Here is a 16325-nt window from a genome sequence, read left to right on the forward strand (position 1 = left end):
GTTCAGGGAGCCGTCCCTGGAGCGCCGAACCATCTCAGGAGCGAACCCGGTGAGCGAAATCCGCGACGTCATCATCATCGGCTCGGGCCCCGCCGGCTACACCGCCGCGCTGTACACCGCCCGCGCCAACATGAAGCCGCTCGTGTTCGAGGGCTTCCAGTTCGGCGGCGCGCTGATGCAGACCACCGAGGTCGAGAACTACCCCGGGTTCCCCGAAGGCATCATGGGCCCCGAGCTCATGGACCAGTGGCGCAAGCAGGCCGAGCGCTTCGGCGCCGAGCTCGTCTCGGACGACGTGACCCGCGTCGACCTGGCCGGGGAGATCAAGAAGGTCTGGGTCGGCGACGACGAGTACCAGGCCAAGGCCGTGATCCTCGCGACCGGCTCGGCGTTCCGCCCGCTCAACGTGCCGGGCGAGAACGAGCTCATGGGACGCGGTGTCTCCGCGTGCGCCACCTGCGACGGCTTCTTCTTCCGCGACCAGCACATCGCGGTGGTCGGCGGCGGCGACACGGCGATGGAGGAGGCCACGTTCCTCACCAAGTTCGCCTCGAAGGTCACCATCGTGCACCGCCGCGACGAGTTCCGCGCCTCCAAGGTCATGGCCGAGCGCGCCCTGGCGAACCCGAAGATCGAGGTCGCCTGGAACTCCGCGGTCAAGGAGATCAACGGCACCGACGGCAAGGTCTCGAGCGTCGAGCTGGTCGACACCGTGACCGGCGAGACGCGCGAGCTGCCCGCGACGGGCCTGTTCATCGCGATCGGCCACGACCCGCGCTCGGAGCTGTTCAAGGGCCAGGTCGAGCTCGACGAGTCCGGCTACGTGAAGGTGGCCTCGCCGTCGACCCGCACGAACCTCGAAGGCGTGTTCGCCGCCGGCGACCTGGTCGACCACACCTACCAGCAGGCGGTCACCGCGGCCGGCACCGGCTGCGCGGCCGCGCTCGACGCCGAGCGCTACATCGCCTCGCTCTCCGATTGACCCACCGCTCTCATCGACACACAGGAGGATGCCCATGGGCGCCATCAAAGCAGTTAACGGCCAGGCCGAGTTCCAGGCCGAGGTGCTGGAGTCCGACAAGCCCGTGCTCGTCGACTTCTGGGCCGAGTGGTGCGGGCCGTGCAAGAAGGTCGCCCCGGTGCTCGAAGAGCTCGCCGCGGAGACCGACGACTTCGTGATCCGCAAGCTCGACACGGACGCGAACCCCGAGATCACCCGCGAGTACCAGGTCATGAGCGTCCCCACGATGATCCTGTTCAAGGACGGCAAGCCCGCCCAGCAGCTCATCGGAGCCCAGCCCAAGGCCGCGATCCGCAAGTTCCTCGGCCAGTAGGCTGCACCGCTTCAAGACACGAGCGTTTTTCAGCGATCGGGGGACGGAACTGCGGTTCTGTCCCCCGATTTCTGTCGTACCCGAGCGTTAGGTTTAAAACAAGGGGTCCCCCGGCGGGACAAATCGGGAATATCCCGTTTCATCTTTGTGGTCACTCGAGATCGCGTTGGAGCTCAGTCGAAAAGCTCGCCGCCGCGCTGCTGGCCGGGACGGTCGATGCGGGAGTGGCCGCCGGTCGTGGGCTCGCCGAGGAACTGCTCGAGTTCGAGGTCGTCGAGTTTGAACCACTCCACCGAGTCGTCAAAGACCGACGCCTCCTCCGCCTCCACGCTCCGGTCGAGCGCGGTGCGGAGCTCGAGGCGCAGCCGCGGGTAGCGCGGGTCCTGGCGGACCGTCTTGAACCCCACCGAGCGGTAGAAGTCCGCCGGCACCAGGCACGCGCGCGTCTCGCCGCGGGCGTCGCCGAACGTCTCGATCGCGTAGATCCCCCGCCGCGCCACATCGGCCGCGACCGTCTGCACCAGCTGCCGGCCCAGCCCCGTGCCCGCGTAGTTCGGGTTCACGTAGGCGGTCATCAGGAGCGCCGCGTCCGGTGAGACCGGACCCGAGGGGAACTCCATCGAGCGCGGCACGAACTTCGGCGACGCGTAGGTGACGTACCCGGCCACTTCCTCGCCCTCGTAGGCGATCCGGCCGCAGCCGCCCCACTCCAGCAGCGTGTGCGACAGCCACGCCTCCTTCTCGAGGGCGGGCTCGCCCACGTCGCGGGCCGCCTCCGCGCACAGGGGCGAGAGCTCCCAGAACACGCAGGCGCGGCAACTCCCCGGAAGGTCTTCCAGGGAGTCGAGTGTGAGGTTCACCATGCGCCGATGCACCCGTCCAGCCTACGTCGAGCAGGCGTCCACATGACGGAAAACACGCGGGGCCTTCGCTCCTCGTGCTAGTAGAGTGGTCCGATCGCACGTCACGTGCCGCGAAGCTTGCGAGCGGCTCCCGCGGCTCCGGCGTAGTCTGGTCGGAACACGGTTTTCAGACCGTTCGGCCCGGCGGGTCAACCGCGAACGGCGGCCGGACGTGTCCATACGAGATCCCGCGCGAGCTGCGCCGTTCACGACCTGCGCTCATGAGCACAGCATCTGGACGACAGCCTCTGGACGACGCCGCCGCACCGACCCGCGACCACGGAGCGCGGGCGACGAGGACCATCAGAGGAGGTCTCCGCGTGTCCGGTACAACACTCGACGATTACACCGGTCGCTACGCATCCCGGGTTCACGGGATGGCACAGTCGGAGATCCGCGCACTGTTCTCGGTCGCATCGCGACCCGAGGTCGTCTCCCTCGCCGGAGGGAACCCCTACACCGCCGCGCTCCCCATGGACGAGCTCGGCGAGATGTTCACCCGCCTCCTCTCCCAGGTCGGCGCCGAAGCGCTCGGCTACTGCCCCGGCCAGGGCAGCATCGCGCTCCGCGAAGCGCTGTGCGGGGTCCTGGAGCTCTCGGGCATCCGCGCCTCGGCGGACGACCTCGTCCTCACCACCGGCGCGCAGCAGGGCCTCGACCTGCTCGCCCGCACCTTCCTCGACCCCGGCGACATCGTGCTCGCCGAGGGTCCCACCTACGTCGGCGCGCTCGGGGCCTTCCAGGCCGCGCAGGCCGACGTCCGGCACCTCCCGATGGACGACGACGGGCTCATCCCCGCCGGCCTCGAAGAGGGCCTCGCCGCGCTCGAGCGCGAGGGCCGCCGCGCGAAGTTCCTGTACACGATCCCGACCTACCAGAACCCGGCCGGCGTCACCCTCACCGAGGAGCGCCGCGAGGAGATCCTGGCGATCGCGGAGCGGCACGGCCTCCTCGTCATCGAGGACGACCCGTACTCGATGATCAGCTTCGAGGGCGCCCCGCCCGCGCCGCTGCGCGCCCGCGCCGAGCGCGGCGTCATCTACCTCGGCACGGTCTCCAAGATCTTCGCCGCGGGCCTGCGCCTCGGCTGGGTCCTCGCCCCGCCTGCGGTGCGCGACAAGCTGCTCCTGGCGATCGAGGCGTCGATCCTGTGCCCGTCCGGGCTCACCCAGGAGGCCACGCTCCGCTTCCTCACCGAGATGGAGTGGCGCCAGCAGGTGAAGGTCTTCAACACGCTCTACCGGGACCGGCGCGACGCGCTGCTCGGCGCGCTCGGCGACTACATGCCCGAGGGCATGACCTGGACGGTCCCGGGCGGCGGCCTGTTCATCTGGGCCACGCTGCCCGAAGGGCTCGACTCGAAGGCGATGCTGCCGCGCGCGCTGCAGGAGCGCGTCGCCTACGTCCCGGGCACCGGTTTCTACGCTGACGGCAACGGCCGCAGGGAGATGCGCTTGAACTTCTCGACCCAGACCTCCGAGACCATCCGCGAGGGCGTGCGCCGCCTGGCGGGCGTGGTCGCCGGCGACATCGACCTGCGCGACACGTTCGCGGGAGGCGCCGCATGAAGGAGCGCGCCGCAGCCTCGGACATCCGGGTCCTCATCCTCGCCGGAGGCATGTCCTACGAGCACGAGGTCTCGCTGAAGTCGGGCCGCCGGGCCGCCGACGCCCTGCAGCGCCAGGGCATGGCGTGCGACGTGCGCGACCTGGACGGCGAGCTGCTGCCCGCGCTGCAGGAGTTCCCGCCGGACGTGGTGCTGCCGCTCGTGCATGGCTCCCCCGGCGAGGACGGCTCGCTGCAGGCGGTGCTGGAGCTCTCGGACATCCCGATCGTGGGCACCGGCTCGGTCGGCGCGCGGCGCGCCTGGAACAAGATCACGGCCAAGGACCTGCTCCGCACGGCCGGTATTCCGACACCCGACTGGACCGTCATGCCGCGCCAGGCGTTCTCGGACTTCGGCGCGCGCAAGCTCCTGGACCGGATCGCCGCGAAGATGGGCCTGCCGCTGGTCGTCAAGCCCAACTCGGGCGGCTCCGGTCTCGGCGTGCACGCGGTGCACAAGGAGGACGACTTCCCGTCGGCGATGATGGGCTGCTTCTCGTACAGCGACGAGGCGCTCATCGAGACGTTCATCGACGGCCGGGACATCGCGGTCGGCGTGGTCGACCTCGGCGACGGCCCGACGGCGCTGCCGCCGGTGGAGATCGCGCCGCTGCACGGCGACTACGACTACGCCGCCCGCTACAACCCGGGCGCCACGCGGTGGACCGTGCCGGCCGCGATGAGCGAGCCGGTCGCCTCCCGCGTGGCCGAGCTGGCGATCCAGGTCCACCGGACCCTCGGCCTCGGCGACATGTCCCGCATCGACATGATCGTGGACGACGCGGGCGGCATCCAGGTGCTCGAGGCGAACGTCGCCCCCGGCACCACCGAGACCTCGCTGCTGCCCATGGCGATCGAGGCGGCCGGCCTCGACTTCGGCGAGACGCTGGCGACGATGGTGCGCCGGGCGATCGCCCGTTCCTGAACCGAGCAAAGACCGAGGGCGTCGATGTTTCACGTGAAACATTGACGCCCTTGGTCTTTGCGTCGGTCAGTCGTCGGCGAGCCAGGCGGCGATGTACTCCAGGTTCATCTGCCACTCGTGCTCTTCGACCGGCGGCAGTATCTCGTCCCACATCGTCATGAACGGCCCTCGCAGTTGGAGGTAGCCGTGCGGGCGGGCCAGGAACCACTGCTGCAGATGCGCGGTGCCGTCCCCCCAGCGGTTCACGTGGACCTGCGCGACGGATTCGAGGGAGCGGATGGCCCGCTCCAGCCGCACCGTCAGCACCCCGAGCTCCGCCGCGTGCATCGTCGAGAGGTCGCCGAGGTCGAGGTGCGCACGCGGCTCCAGGATCACCACCACGGGCAGCCCGCTGGGCGCAGGAGGGCTCTTGAGCCGCCACCGCTCATTGGACCAGAGGTAGGCGGAGTCGGGAGTGTGGCAGGCCGCGCACTGCTCCTGGCGGTCGCCGCGGCGCGGGGGTTCAGCGTCCACAGGCTCCTGCAGGGGCTTGATGCGCAGGTCGCCTTCGAACGGAAAAGCGGGCCAGTCGACGAAGGGCGGCAGGGTCGGGCGCACGCCGTTCACACGCACGCTGTTTGCAGGCACGCTATTTGTAGGCACGCTATTTGTAGGCGGAGTCGGGTGCTGTCGGCTCTGGTTCAGGTCGGTCGGGGAATTCGGGCCGGGGGTACTCGCAGATGCCACTATCGAAAAATACCGCATGGATGCGAGACTGGAAACAGCCGGAATCGACCTTTTGGCAGATTTCCACGAGGTTACGCGGCGCGGCGCAGGATCGACACCCGATAGTGGACTGACATCTACTGCGCGAACAGGGCGATCATCGCCAGATGGCGAGTTTCGGGGCCGATAGTGACGTGCGCCCATATGGCGGGAAGGGACTGTCGGCAAGGCCGGTCCGTAGGGCAAGCTGGAAGGCGTGCAAGCAACAGTTACTGACAGCTCCACGCCGGAGGCGTCGCCCGTTTCGGGCGGCGACATCGCCGTGCTCGTGGACCCGCCTGTGACTGCCGCGCTCGTTGACGAACTCAGCCATCTCTGGGTGAGAGTGACGAACGCCGGCGGTTCCGTCGGGTTCGTCCCGCCGGTCAACATCGAAGAGGTTCGCCCTCACACCGTTTCCATTCTCGCGCGAGTGATCGACCGGACTGACACGCTGGTCGCTCTAAAGGAAGGAGCCGCCATTGTCGCTTGGTGTGTTCTCACATCAAACGACAGCCCGCCGCGGCAGGGCTGGCGGACCATCCGCCACGTCCAGGTCGACCCCGCCAAGCAAGGCGGCGGTCTCGGCGGCAAGCTCCTGGCGGCAGTCGACCAAGTCGCTCGCGAAGAACTCAAGCTCGGCGCGCTGACCCTCAAGGTCCGCTCGGGCACCGGTGCCGACGCCTTCTACCGGCGGCACGGATTCAGTGAAGTCGGCCGGCTGCCGCGCGCCGTGCGCATGGCGGACGACGACTACCGGGACGACATCATCATGTGGCGGGAGCTCTCCTAGCCAAGGCACTAGCAGAGCAACGGATACCAAGAAACCGGGGCGATGTTTCACGTGAAACATCGCCCCGGTTTTCTGTCTTCGAGCGCCTTGGCGCTTGCTCCTACTCGACGCCGATCTGCTCGACGATTCGGTCGAGGTCGGCGAGCGAGCCGAACTCGATCGTGATCTTGCCCTTCTTGCGGCCCCAGGAGATCGCCACCTGCGTCTCGAAATGATCCGACAGGCGCTCCTTCAACTCCTCGAGACCGGGCGCCTTGATGCGGTCCTTCGCGTTGCGCGCGGAGGCGCTGCGGGGCTCGTCGAGCTCCGGCTTCTCCTCCAAGCGATTCGCCGTCACGAGTTCCTCGGTGCTTCGCACCGACAGGCCCTCGCTGATGATCCGCTCGGCGATGTGCTCCTGCGAGTCCGGGCTGTCGAGGCCGAGGAGGGCCCGCGCGTGCCCGGCGGTGAGGACGCCCGCGGCGACCTTCGTCTGGACGGTCGGCGGGAGGCTGAGGAGACGGATCATGTTGGCGATCGTCGGGCGGCTGCGCCCGATCTTCTTGGCCAGCTCCTCCTGCGTCACATTGAACTCTTCGAGGAGTTGCTGATACGCCGCGCCCTCTTCGAGCGGGTTCAGCTGCACGCGGTGGATGTTCTCGAGCAGCGCCTCGCGGAGCAGTTCCTCGTCGGCGGTGCGGCGCACGATCGCCGGGACCGCGTCCCAGCCGAGGGCCGTCGCGGCGCGGAGCCGCCGCTCCCCCATGACGAGTTCGAACCGGGCGCCGTCCTCGCGCGGCTCGTCCGGAGTCCGCTCGCGCACCGCGATCGGCTGGAGCATCCCGACCTCGGTGAGGGAGGTCTGGAGTTCGGCGAGGTGTTCGTCGTCGAAGATCTGACGGGGTTGCTTCGGGTTCGTGCCGATGTCCGTGATCGGGATCAGCTGGAAACTCGCGCCGGGCACCGGCACGAGATCCGGCCCGTCCGATGTTTCACGTGAAACATCGGCCTCGGCGGGAGTCGCTGTTTCACGTGAAACATCGCGCTTCTTCGGAGCCGCCTGCCGGGGCGTCGCGACCGGAGCGGGAGCCGCTTCCGGCTCCTCAGTGCCATTCGCAACCGTGGTCGTCGTGGTCTCGGCCAGACCAGTCGGGATGAGCGCCCCCAGCCCGCGACCGAGCCCTCCGCGTTTCGCCGCAGCCATCGACTAGTTCCCGCCCTTCTGGTTCTTGCCGCGTCGGGAGAGCTTCGCGCCGCGGCGCGCGATCTCCTCGGCCGCTTCGAAATAGCTCGTCGCACCCCGCGAGCCGGGGTCGTACGTCATGATCGACTGCCCGTACCCGGGAGCCTCAGAGACGCGCACGCTGCGCGGCACGACCGCGTCGAGCACGATCTCGCTGAAGTGACCGCGCACCTCCTGCTCCACCTGGTCGGCGAGCTTGGTCCGCTTGTCGTACATGGTGAGCAGGATCGTGGAGACCCGCAGGCGCGCGTTCAGGTGCGCCTTGATGAGCTCGATGTTCCGCAGGAGCTGGCCGAGGCCTTCGAGCGCGTAGTACTCGCACTGGATCGGGATCAGCACCTCCTCGGCGGCCACGAGCGCGTTCACCGTGAGCAGGCCGAGGGACGGCGGGCAGTCGATGAAGATGTAGTCGAGTTCGCTGCTGAAGGTGTCGATGCTCTTCTCGAGCCGGCCTTCGCGGGCGACCACGTTGACGAGTTCGACTTCGGCGCCGGCGAGGTCGATGGTGGCCGGGACGCAGTAGAGCGAGGGGATGCCGTCGACGGGCACCGCGATCTCGTCGAGCGGCATGCCTTCGACGACCGCCTCGTACACGCTCGGCGTGCCCGCCCCGTGCTCGACGCCGAGCCCGGTGGAGGCGTTCCCCTGCGGGTCGAGGTCGATGATCATCACGCGGTTCCCGTGCAGCGCCAAGGCGACCGCGAGGTTCACGGTGCTGGTGGTCTTGCCGACGCCGCCCTTCTGGTTGGCGACGGCGAAGACGCGGCGGCGCGGCGGCCGCGGCATCGTCACGCTGCCCGAAGGGTTGAGCACCCGCACGGCCCGCTGCGCCTCGCGCGCGAGCGGCAGGTCGTCGTCAAGGGGCGGTTCGGGTTGGTGCGGCACCGGCGCCTCGGTCTTCGTCTTCGCCGCTGCTTCCGGTGCCAGATGCCGGCCTCGCTGCGATGTGGATCTCCGCATCCCGTCCCCCCCGTTGTCAGTCCGTCCTGCGGGCGACGTGCCGCCGTTCGCACTGGACTCCATCGTCACCGATTCTGACCCAACTTGGCCGAAGCCCGGGGCTGCGCCACCCGGCGCCGGTGAAGTTTCTCGATAGCGGTGGCGCCGAGTCGGGGGCGCCTCCTCGCTCACCGCGGCGTCGAGGAGGTTCCTGATGCGCCGTTCGGCAGGGGTATCGCCGCCGAGGGAGTTCTGGTGCTCACGATCTTCATGGTCTTCAGAAGGAGAGGGAAGGGGGTCGCGCACGTTCACCGCCACAGACTACGGGCCGGATGTTTCACGTGAAACATGACCCTGCTCGGAGAAGCTTACGAGCCATACACTATCCGAACGCAACGCAGTCCGCCGAGCGCAAAGCGTAGAAGCCACAACGACGGATGCCGCGATGAGCGTCTCATCGCGGCATCCGTTGCAGTACAGGGTAATTCGAGTGTGTCAGGCCTGAGGTCGTTGGGGGCCTTGGTCAGCGCACCCGCTCGATCTTCACTACCGTTGCGGGGACGGTGAAGTCGGGGTCCGAGAGTTTGGACTCGCCGCAGGTGAGGATCGCGGCCTTGCCGCCGCCCGCGCGCTTGATGAGCCCCGCGCTCTCGGTGACCTCGAGCGAAGCGCCCTGACCCTTGATCGCCAGCATCGAACCGCCCACCCGGGCGAGGGGCAGGCACCAGCCGACGAGCTTCGCGAGCGGCGCGACCGCCCGCGAGACCACCACATCGGCCTGACCCTTCGGGTCGACCTCGTTGGCGCGGGCGCGCAGCACCTCGACGTTGCTCACGCCGAGCGCCTCGATCACCTCGGTCAGGAAGTCCACGCGGCGCTGCATCGGCTCCACGAGGGTGACCCACAGGTCCGGGCGCGCGATGGCGAGCGGGATGCCCGGCAGTCCCCCGCCGGAGCCGACGTCGATCACGTCGGCCTTCTCGGGGATGAGTTCCTCGACCACGGCACTGCCCAGCACGTGCCGGCCCCACAGCCGCGGCACCTCGCGCGGCCCGATGAGACCACGCTCGATCCCGATGGTCGACAAGAGGCCGACATAGGCCTCGGCCAGGGCGATGCGGTCGTCGTCTGCTCCGAACACAGAGGCCAATGTTTCACGTGAAACATTGGCCTCGGCGGATTCGGAGCCCGTCGGCTCCTCAGTCATATGCGCTTGTTCCTACTCCGGCTTCACGACGACCCGGCGGCGCGGCTCGGCGCCCTCCGACTCGCTCTGGACGCCGTCCGTGGCGTTGATGACGTCGTGGACGCACTTGCGCTCGAAGGCGCTCATCGGGTCCAGCTTCACCACTTCGCCGCTGTCGATGACCTTCTGCGCGGTCTTCTCGGCCAGCTCCGCGAGCTTCTTGCGACGCCCGGCGCGGTAGCCCCCGATGTCGAGCATCAGGCGCGAGTGGTCGCCGGTCTTGCGGTACACCGCGAGGCGGCAGAGCTCCTGCAGCGCCTCGAGGGTCTGGCCCTTGGGGCCGACGAGGCCGCCGAGGTCTTCACCGACGATCTCGACCTGAGGACGGTCGCCGACCACCAGTTCGTCGATGTCCCCGTCGAGGTCGAGGATGTCCAGGAGGCCTTCCATGTAGTCGGCCGCCACTTCGCTCTGCTCAAACAGGTCGTCTTCGGAGGCCACCTCGTCCTCCCGCACCGTTGCTCCCATAATTGCCAACTCGTCCTATCGCTAGTTATAAGCCTAGTTTGCACCATTGTGGCTGATCCTGCGGCGACTGCGCGTCCGCGGACCGTCCCCCTAGCCTTTTTTCTTCTTGGAGGCCTGCTGCGCGCCGCTGACCTTCTTGGCCCGTGCGATGCGCTCCGCCCGTGAGAGGTTCTTGCCCGAACCGGGCCCGCCCTTGACCTCGCCGGTCGAGGAGTCGGAGCCGTTCGCGTTCGTGGTCGCCGCCGGCTTCTTCGGGGCCTGCTTCGGCTTCGCGCCCGGCTTCGGGGCGAGCTCCTTGCGGCGCTGCTCGGCCTCGCGCTGCTCCTGGAGCATCTGCTCGTGGGCCTTCGAGCCGGGCTTCGGCGGCTTGGTCGCCGCGTTCTGCGCGGGCGGCGGGTACTTGTGCAGCACGTACTGCTGCTGACCGAGCGAGAACAGGTTGTTCACGGTCCAGTAGATGACCACGCCGATCGGGAAGGCGCCGGCGGAGAAGATCATGATGACGGGGATGCCGTACAGCATCACCTTCTGGATCATCCGCTGGTTCGGGTCCTCGTTCCAGCCGGTCTTCAGGATCATCTGACGCGTGGTCAGGAAGGTCGTGAGGATCATCGTGGCGCCCAGGATGCCGGCCACGAGCTTGACCGTCAGCGCCGAGGCGTCCACGTCCGCGAGCTGGTCGCCCGGGGTGAGGAAGGTGCTCCAGAAGGGGGCGCCGAACAGCTTGGCGTGGACGTAGGAGTTCCAGTCCGAGAGCGGGCCCGCGTCGATGCCGGTCCAGCCGTACAGGGTGGTGTTCTTCTCCTGGCCGGGGTCGGGGCGGCGCAGGATGTGGAACAGCGCCAGGAAGACCGGCATCTGGATGAGGATGGGAAGGCAGCCCATGAGCGGGTTCGCCTTCTCCTTCCGGTACAGCTCCATCATCTCTTTCTGGAGCGTTTCCCGGTCGCCCTTGTAGCGCTCCTGGAGCGCCTTGATCTCGGGGGCGAGCTTCTGCATCGCGCGCTGCGACTGGATCTGCTTCACGAAGAGCGGGAAGAGGATGATGCGCAGGGTGATGACGACGCCGACGATGGCGAGGACCCAGGCCCAGTCGGTGGCCAGGAAGCCGTTGTCGCTGCCGAAGACCTTCGTCCAGAGGTCATGCCATCGCAGCAGTACCCAGGACACGCCGTCGTAGGCCCACTCCATCACTTGCGGACTCCAGTCTGCTCAGTCTTCGAATGCAAATCGCGGTCATGCCGTGGGGGTACGGGGTCATGACCCCCCGGATGAAAGGGGTGGCACCGGCCCAGCCGTCGCAGGCTCAACCATATGCCACGTACGGCTCCGTGCTCGGACAGCGCCTCAAGGGTATATGCGCTGCAACTGGGGTAGAAGCGGCAGCGGGCGGGTAGCGCGGGGCTTATCCACCGACGGTACGCGATGACGGGGGCCGCGACCACTCGCACCACGACGCTTCCGCCGGTGCGCGAAGGGGTCTCGGCCGAGAGCGGGGCGGTCTCGGCCGCGGCGTGCGTCATGGCGCGCTCCGGCGCTCGTCGGGGCGGCGGCCGCCCTTGCCGGTGCGGGCCGCCTGGACGGCCTCGGCGAGGTCCCGCTGCAGCTGGGCGAAGTCGCGTTCGGCTGCGCGCGGGGTGGCGCGGACGACGACGTCGGTCCCGGGGGGCCAGTGCGGCAGTTCGGCGGCGACGGCGTGCCGGAGGCGGCGCTTCACCTTGTTGCGCTTGACGGCGTTGCCGACGGCTTTGGACACGACAAAACCCGCCCGCGCCGTGCGGTTCGCATCGGCGGCGGGCGGTGTCGGCGGCTGGGCCGCAATGTCTTCGCTTGAGGCGGTCGCAGGTGCCCAATGCACGACGACGCCGCCGCGGGCGGCGCGGCGGCCTCGCTTGAGCGCCGAACCGAAGTCCCGGCTGCTGCGAATGCGCGCGTCGGCTGGAAGCACTTGGATCACGTCCTCGTCGAGGCCCCTAGAGGCTGCAAGGGACCGGGAGGCAAGCGCTCAGACGGTCAGCTGCTTGCGACCCTTGTTGCGGCGCGCGTTGACGATGGCGCGGCCGGCACGGGTCCGCATGCGCAGCCGGAAGCCGTGGGTGCGCTTGCGACGGCGGTTGTTCGGCTGGTAGGTGCGCTTGCTCACGACGGATGTCTCCCATTACGAATAAGTTGCTGCTGCGCCGGGCCTCGGGCCCAGCCCCGGTTCGGGGCTACGGGGACGCGGAGAACAGCCTAGCAGGGCATTCATGTGCGGCCCGCGCCGCGCGCGGCGGGTGTGGCATGCCCCTCTGATTCGACAGGGCAACTCGCTCATGTTACTCGCCGCGTCCGGGCCGTCGCCACCGCGGGTGGCCCCTCGCGGACCCGTGCCGGGCCGCGGCCGCCGTTCATGTCCACAGGCCCCGCACGCGGACGATCCGGGCCTGTGCAGGAGCGCCGCGACCGCTGCGAGCTGCCTGTGGATAACTTCGCCCCGATCGTGGACGACTTCGCTGCCACCTGAACGGCATCGTCGCGAGGTTCACAAGAAAACGCTGGTCATGACCGTGATTCAGGAAACATTGTCACAAGGCGCGCATGTGCACAGGCCAGCTGAAGGCCTGTGGATAACCTGTGGAAAACTTGCTGGAGCGCACTGGGGATAACCGGGTGCGGCGGTGCGGATCGCCTGTATCGGAGCCTACCTGGTGCGGCCTCTGAACTTCGCGAAACGGCCCGTTCATGGACATGCAGAAGCGAGGGATGGCGAAGGTGACCGACCAAGATCTGTCGGCAGTCTGGTCGGCGGTGTCCGCCGAGCTGGCTGACGCGTCGGCGCTCACCCGCCAGCAGTCGGCCTGGATGCGGCTCTCGCAGCCGGTGCTGTCGATGCCCGGCACGTTCATCGTCGCCGCCCCCGACAAGTTCGCCCGCTCGGCCTTCGAGTCGAAGCTGCGCGTCCCGATCAGCGAGGCCCTCTCCCGGCACCTGGGCCAGCCCACGCAGATCGCGGTCACCTTGCAGGAGAAGCAGGTCGAGCCCGCGAGCGAGGAGCCGCCCGCCCCCGAGGAGCCCGCGAACGGGTCTGCGGCCGCGGACGCCACGATCATCTTCGAGCGGCCGTCGTTCGACAAGTCCCCGGTCGTGCAGCCGCCCGCGGTCGAACCGCGCGGAGAAGAGCCGGTCGAGCCGCCCGCGCCGCGCAAACCGATGCAGGCGCAGAACCCGCCGAGCCTGTTCGACACCACTGACGTGATCGGCCTCCCCGAGACCCCTGAGCCGGCCGATCGGACCGCCGCGATCCCGCACCAGCCGGTGCGCCCGGCCGAGGCCGAGCACCGCTGGGAGGAGCGCACGCCCGAACCGCCCGGTGAGGAGCTGGAGCGGGTCCTCTCGGAGTCGGCCGCGCGCCAGGGCGGCAAGGACCACGGGGCGATGCCCCCGGTCGCTCCCCCGCCGTCGGACGATCCGGACCCGGCCCGCCGCGGCGGGGTCACGAAGGCGCACAAGGACACCGCGCCGGTGAAGGCGGTCGACGGGGTGGGCCGGCTCAACCCGCGCTACAACTTCGACACCTTCGTCATCGGCTCCTCGAACCGCTTCGCGCACGCGGCGGCGTTCGCCGTGGCCGAGGCGCCCGCGAAGGCCTACAACCCGCTGTTCCTCTACGGCGGCTCCGGGCTGGGCAAGACCCACCTGCTCCACGCGGTGGGCCACTACGCGCACGACCTGGGCACCGCCCACTCGGTGCGGTACGTGACCACCGAGGAGTTCACGAACGACTTCATCAACTCGCTCTCCGACCGGCGGCAGCAGGCGTTCCAGCGCCGCTACCGGGACGTCGACATCCTCCTCATCGACGACATCCAGTTCCTCATGGACCGCGAGCGCACGCAGGAGGAGTTCTTCCACACCTTCAACGCGCTCCACAACGCCAACAAGCAGCTGGTGATCTCCTCCGACCGCTCGCCGAAGCAGCTGCAGACCCTCGAGGACCGGCTGCGCACCCGCTTCGAGTGGGGCCTGCTCGCGGACATCCAGCCGCCGGACCTGGAGACGAGGATCGCGATCCTGCGCAAGAAGGCGGTGCAGGACGACCTCAACATCCCCACGGACGCGGTCGAGTTCATCGCCACGCAGATCCACCACTCGATCCGCGAGCTCGAGGGCGCGCTCATCCGCGTCACCGCGTACGCCAGCCTCAACCGCAAGCCGGTGGACCTCGGCCTCGCCGAGGAGGTCCTGCACGACATCATCCCCGAGAGCGGCAAGAACACCGAGGTCACGGTCGAGCAGGTCATGCAGGCCACCGCCGACTACTTCGGCGTGCAGGCCGCCGACCTCAAGGGCAACTCCCGCTCGCGGGCGCTCGTGAACGCCCGCCAGGTCGCGATGTACCTGTGCCGGGAGCTCACCGACCTGTCGCTGCCGCGCATCGGCCAGGCGTTCGGCGGCCGCGACCACACCACCGTCATGCACGCGAACAAGAAGATCCGCAAGCAGATGGCGGAGCGCCGGGCGCTGTACACGCAGATCGCCGAATTGACGAACCGTTTGAAACACACCGACGAATGAGCGGGCCTGTGGACAACTCTGTGGAAAAGCTGTGGATAACCCCGCATTTCTGTGGAAAGCCTGTGGACGGAGTGTGGAAAACACGCGGGACTGCGATTTCGATTCGCGATTCTCCTGTGGGTAACCCTGTGCATAACCTGTGGAAAAGCTGTGGACAGACCTGTGGATGAGATGTGGAAAACTCGGCGATTGTCGGGGGCTGTGGATAAGCTCCTGATTCATCCACAGGTTATGCACATGTCGTCCACAGCCCTGAACCCGGGAAGACCTGCGAAAAGGCGGGTTTTCCACAGTTTCCACAGCACCGACGACTACGACGACAGTTATATCTATAGAGAGTTCATTAGTAATAGCGCTGTGAACAACCGAGCTTCAGCACCAAGGAGCGAACCATGAAGTTCCAAGTTGACCGAGACACCTTCGCCGACGCGGTCTCGTGGACCGCCAAGAGCCTCCCGGCCCGCCCGTCGGTGCCCGTCCTCGCCGGCGCCCGCCTGTCCGTGGACGAGGGCAAGCTGACGATCTCCGGTTTCGACTACGAGATCTCCACCCGCGTCACCGTCGACGTCACCGGCGAGTCCGCCGGCACCGCCCTGGTCTCCGGCAAGCTGCTCGCCGAGATCGTGAAGGCCCTCCCGAACAAGCCCGTCGACTTCGTCGTCGACGGCCCCCACGCCGAACTCACCTGCGGCTCGGCGCGATTCACCCTGCCGACCATGCCGCTCGAGGACTACCCCAGCCTTCCCCAGATGCCGGAAGCCATCGGCACCATCGACGCCGACGAGTTCGCGAAGGCCGTCGCCCAGACCGCCGTCGCCGCCGGCAAGGACGAGACCCTGCCGACGATGACCGGCGTCCAGGTCGAGATGAGCGGCGGCGGCATCGGCATGCTCGCCACCGACCGGTACCGCATGGCCATCCGCGACTCCTCCTGGGAGCCGGGCGACTCCAGCGTCTCGGTGACGGTCCTCGTGCCCGCCAAGGCCCTCGCCGACACCGCCCGCACCTTCGGGTCCTTCTCCGGCCCCGTGACCATCGCCGTGCCCACCGGCACCGAGGGCGCCCCGGGCATGATCGGTTTCATCGCCGGCGGCCGCCAGACCACCTCGCGCGTCCTGGACGGCCAGCTGCCGCCCCTGCGCAGCCTCCTCGCCACCTCGTACGCCACCACCCTGCGGGTCAAGACCTCCGAGCTCATCGAGGTCGCGCGGCGCGTCGCGCTCGTCGGCGACCGCAACTCCCCGATCCGCCTCTCCTTCGACGAGGACGGCCTCGTGGTCGAGGCCGGCGGCGCCGAGGACGCGAAGGCATCCGAGGCGATGGACTGCACCCTCGAGGGCGACGCCGGGAAGATCGCGTTCAACCCGACCTACCTGCTCGACGGCCTGTCCGCTGTGGACGCCCCCTACACCGCGTTCAAGATGAACGAGCTGGGGAAGCCCGTCGTGATGACCGGGCAGCCCGCGCCCGAAGATGAGGAGTCCGACACAAACCACGACGCGTACCTGTACATGCTGCAACCATTGCGTTGGGACGCCTGACCGCACAACGACGTGAGTGACCCCGGCGCCAACCGCGGAACACCTTCCTGAA

General features: G+C 68.4%; 17 protein-coding genes. 7 read left to right on the top strand and 10 right to left on the bottom strand.

What is annotated here, in order from left to right:
• The first annotated feature begins 49 nt into the window (after positions 1-49).
• Together trxB and trxA are read left to right on the top strand one after the other, a co-directional pair.
• Positions 50-982, top strand: coding sequence for a thioredoxin-disulfide reductase (trxB, locus tag AB0K52_RS19510; RefSeq protein ID WP_363534113.1), 933 nt, complete (start codon positions 50-52; stop codon positions 980-982).
• 34 nt (positions 983-1016) lie between these two features.
• Positions 1017-1334 (top strand): thioredoxin, encoded by a 318-nt coding sequence (gene trxA, locus AB0K52_RS19515; protein ID WP_205324616.1) that lies wholly within the window; start codon positions 1017-1019, stop codon positions 1332-1334.
• A gap of 173 nt (positions 1335-1507) precedes the next feature.
• On the opposite strand, the gene AB0K52_RS19520 is transcribed toward trxA, so the two are convergent.
• On the bottom strand, positions 1508-2209 hold the full coding sequence (locus tag AB0K52_RS19520) for a GNAT family N-acetyltransferase (protein WP_363534117.1): 702 nt from the start codon (positions 2207-2209) through the stop codon (positions 1508-1510).
• Between the two features lie 347 nt (positions 2210-2556).
• Between AB0K52_RS19520 and AB0K52_RS19525 the strand changes: the two genes are divergently transcribed.
• Both AB0K52_RS19525 and AB0K52_RS19530 read left to right on the top strand, forming a co-directional pair.
• Positions 2557-3804: a PLP-dependent aminotransferase family protein gene (locus AB0K52_RS19525; protein ID WP_363534119.1), complete on the top strand. Its 1248-nt coding sequence runs from the start codon at positions 2557-2559 to the stop codon at positions 3802-3804.
• Positions 3801-4766 carry a D-alanine--D-alanine ligase gene (locus AB0K52_RS19530; RefSeq protein ID WP_363534122.1) on the top strand — a complete coding sequence of 322 codons (966 nt, stop codon included), beginning with the start codon at positions 3801-3803 and terminating at the stop codon, positions 4764-4766. The genes AB0K52_RS19525 and AB0K52_RS19530 overlap by 4 nt, the downstream gene beginning before the upstream one ends.
• 66 nt (positions 4767-4832) lie before the next feature.
• On the opposite strand, the gene AB0K52_RS19535 is transcribed toward AB0K52_RS19530, so the two are convergent.
• On the bottom strand, positions 4833-5393 hold the full coding sequence (locus AB0K52_RS19535; protein ID WP_363534125.1) for a hypothetical protein: 561 nt from the start codon (positions 5391-5393) through the stop codon (positions 4833-4835).
• Positions 5394-5727: 334 nt separating this feature from the next.
• Here AB0K52_RS19535 and AB0K52_RS19540 point away from each other — a divergent pair, with 334 nt between their 5' ends.
• Entirely contained in the window at positions 5728-6303 is a 576-nt protein-coding gene (locus AB0K52_RS19540; RefSeq protein ID WP_208497738.1) for a GNAT family N-acetyltransferase, read from the top strand.
• A gap of 100 nt (positions 6304-6403) precedes the next feature.
• On the opposite strand, the gene AB0K52_RS19545 is transcribed toward AB0K52_RS19540, so the two are convergent.
• From AB0K52_RS19545 to rpmH, 8 genes are all read right to left on the bottom strand, one after another.
• Positions 6404-7486 carry a ParB/RepB/Spo0J family partition protein gene (locus AB0K52_RS19545; RefSeq protein ID WP_363534128.1) on the bottom strand — a complete coding sequence of 361 codons (1083 nt, stop codon included), beginning with the start codon at positions 7484-7486 and terminating at the stop codon, positions 6404-6406.
• 3 nt (positions 7487-7489) lie between these two features.
• Positions 7490-8485: a ParA family protein gene (locus tag AB0K52_RS19550; RefSeq protein ID WP_363534131.1), complete on the bottom strand. Its 996-nt coding sequence runs from the start codon at positions 8483-8485 to the stop codon at positions 7490-7492.
• Positions 8486-8987: 502 nt separating this feature from the next.
• Complete coding sequence (gene rsmG, locus AB0K52_RS19555; RefSeq protein WP_363534134.1) at positions 8988-9605, bottom strand: 16S rRNA (guanine(527)-N(7))-methyltransferase RsmG; 618 nt, start codon at positions 9603-9605, stop codon at positions 8988-8990.
• Positions 9606-9683: 78 nt separating this feature from the next.
• Positions 9684-10178, bottom strand: a complete 495-nt coding sequence (locus AB0K52_RS19560; protein ID WP_208497734.1) for a R3H domain-containing nucleic acid-binding protein — start codon at positions 10176-10178, stop codon at positions 9684-9686.
• Between the two features lie 90 nt (positions 10179-10268).
• Complete coding sequence (gene yidC, locus AB0K52_RS19565) at positions 10269-11369, bottom strand: membrane protein insertase YidC (protein ID WP_363534138.1); 1101 nt, start codon at positions 11367-11369, stop codon at positions 10269-10271.
• Positions 11369-11623 (bottom strand): membrane protein insertion efficiency factor YidD, encoded by a 255-nt coding sequence (yidD, locus tag AB0K52_RS19570; RefSeq protein ID WP_363534297.1) that lies wholly within the window; start codon positions 11621-11623, stop codon positions 11369-11371. Before yidD ends, yidC begins: the two co-directional genes overlap by 1 nt.
• A 74-nt stretch (positions 11624-11697) precedes the next feature.
• Positions 11698-12126, bottom strand: a complete 429-nt coding sequence (gene rnpA / locus AB0K52_RS19575; RefSeq protein ID WP_363534141.1) for a ribonuclease P protein component — start codon at positions 12124-12126, stop codon at positions 11698-11700.
• 57 nt (positions 12127-12183) lie between these two features.
• Positions 12184-12321, bottom strand: a complete 138-nt coding sequence (gene rpmH, locus AB0K52_RS19580) for a 50S ribosomal protein L34 (RefSeq protein WP_091053947.1) — start codon at positions 12319-12321, stop codon at positions 12184-12186.
• Between the two features lie 599 nt (positions 12322-12920).
• On the opposite strand from rpmH, the gene dnaA reads away from it, so the two are divergent.
• Together dnaA and dnaN are read left to right on the top strand one after the other, a co-directional pair.
• Positions 12921-14732, top strand: a complete 1812-nt coding sequence (gene dnaA, locus AB0K52_RS19585; protein ID WP_363534144.1) for a chromosomal replication initiator protein DnaA — start codon at positions 12921-12923, stop codon at positions 14730-14732.
• 392 nt (positions 14733-15124) lie between these two features.
• Positions 15125-16273, top strand: a complete 1149-nt coding sequence (dnaN, locus tag AB0K52_RS19590) for a DNA polymerase III subunit beta (protein WP_208497730.1) — start codon at positions 15125-15127, stop codon at positions 16271-16273.
• The last annotated feature ends 52 nt before the right edge of the window (positions 16274-16325 follow it).

Source organism: Glycomyces sp. NPDC049804, from assembly GCF_040674615.1.
Taxonomy (GTDB): Bacteria; Actinomycetota; Actinomycetes; order Mycobacteriales; family Micromonosporaceae; genus Glycomyces; species Glycomyces niveus.